The sequence below is a fragment of the Pseudokineococcus marinus genome, from assembly GCF_013004605.1.
Classification (GTDB): Bacteria; Actinomycetota; Actinomycetes; order Actinomycetales; family Quadrisphaeraceae; genus Pseudokineococcus; species Pseudokineococcus marinus.
On record NZ_JABEMA010000472.1, the window covers coordinates 1 to 1,707 of the forward strand.

The window sequence follows — 1,707 nt, forward strand, 5'->3', positions numbered from 1 at the left end:
ACATGGGCCTGCTCACCGCCGACGAGACCGTCGGGGAGGACGTCACCAAGCTCTTCAACCAGCTCTCGGGGTACGCGCCCCGCACGACCTTCTCGCGGCTGCTCGTGGCGCCCCGGTCCCTGCGCGCAGGGCGAGCGGGCTGACGGGCGGCACGCCCCAGCGTGGCCCGCGGACGGGCCGCGTCGCCCTGCCGACGGCCGCGGCTCACCCGTCCGGCGCAGCCGCGGCTCACCCGTCCGGCGCAGCCGCGCGGGGGCTCAGGTGACGAGGGCTCAGGTGACGAGGCCGGCCAGCGCCGTCGCCCCGACGACGAGGCCGACGACGGCGAGCAGGAGGCCGACGGCCAGGGGAGCCGCCGTCGAGGTGCCGAGCGCCACGCCGGGGACCGGCTCGAGCACCTCGGCGTGCTCGGGGTCGGCCGGGTCGTGCCGGACGACCACGGGGGTGCGCTCGACCCAGGCGGCCGTCGCGTCCGGGCCGGCCACGGTGGTGACCTCCGCGCCGTCGGCCGTCGTGAAGGTGACGACCGGGCGGTAGGTGGTCCTCGCCTCGGGGCCGCGCCCGCGGGTGTTGATCTGCAGGTCGACGACCGTGCCGCGCGCCCGCACCCCCCGGTCGCGCAGGGCCGCCCCCCGACGGCGGGCGGCCACCGCCCGCCGCACGCCGAGCACGCCGGCGGCGACGAGCGCGACGCCCAACAGGAGGAAGACGACGGCGACCGCGACGGCGAGCCCGCCGCCGCCCGCGGCCGAGGTGGCGTCCACGGCGCCACCCTCGCACGCCCGGCGTCCGGGTGACGCCCCTGCGCCTCCGGTCCTCCCCGGCCGATGAAGGTGACGTGGAGGAGTGGCGGCGGGTGCCGGAGGTGGCGACGCCGCGGGCGGTGGGCGCCGCCTTCGGCGTCTTCTACGTCGCTGGTGGGCTCGTCGCGCTCCTCGTGGCGGCGGCCGGCCCCACCGGGGCGCCCGGGCGCCCGGTGCTGACGGCCCTGGGCGCGTCGGCCCTCGTCGTCGGCGCGCTCGTGGCCGCGCGCCGCGCGCACCTGCCGCGCCTCGCCACGCACCTGCTCGCCGCTGCGGCCACCGGTCTCATCGGCACGGCGGTCCTCGTGACCCCCGACCCCCGCAGCGCGGTCCTGGTCGCCGCGGTGTCCGTCTTCGTCGCCGTCGACACCGGGGTCTTCTTCGCCCGTCTGCACGCCCTCGTCCACCTCTCCGCGTGCCTGGTGACCACGACGGCGGCCCTCCTCGTGCACGGCGGTGTCGGGCTGCTCGGCGCCCTGGCCCTCGACCTCGTCCTCGTGGCCGTCGCCCTCGTCGTCGGCGTCCTCGCGCGCCGCGCCTCCAGCGCGAGCGTCGACGGCCTCACCGGGCTGCCGAACCGGCGAGGCCTCGACGACGCCCTCGAGCGGCTGGCGCTGGCCGCGGGCCGCTCCGGCGGGCCGCTGTCCGTGGCGCTCGTCGACCTGGACGGCTTCAAGGCCGTCAACGACGCCTCGGGGCACGACGCCGGCGACGAGCTGCTGCGGGCGACGGCGGCCCGGTGGCGCGCCGTGCTCCCGCGGTCGGCCCTTCTCGCCCGCGTGGGCGGCGACGAGTTCGCCGTGGCCCTGGCGGCACCGCCCGCCGAGCTCGCGCTCGTCCTGTCGCCCGTGGTGCGCGACCCCGGGCGCCCGGCGTCGGCCGGTGTGGCCGCCTGGGCGCCGCC

At 79.4% G+C, this 1,707-nt stretch carries 2 protein-coding genes; one reads left to right on the plus strand and one right to left on the minus strand.

The features are described 5' to 3' along the window. Nucleotides 1–272: 272 nt before the first annotated feature. Nucleotides 273–764: a DUF3592 domain-containing protein gene (locus tag HLB09_RS16695; RefSeq protein ID WP_171204422.1), complete on the minus strand. Its 492-nt coding sequence runs from the start codon at nt 762–764 to the stop codon at nt 273–275. Nucleotides 765–838: 74 nt separating this feature from the next. On the opposite strand from HLB09_RS16695, the gene HLB09_RS20205 reads away from it, so the two are divergent. Continuing rightward, nucleotides 839–1,707, plus strand: an 869-nt coding sequence (locus tag HLB09_RS20205; protein WP_171204423.1) for a GGDEF domain-containing protein, incomplete at its 3' end; no start/stop codon positions are given.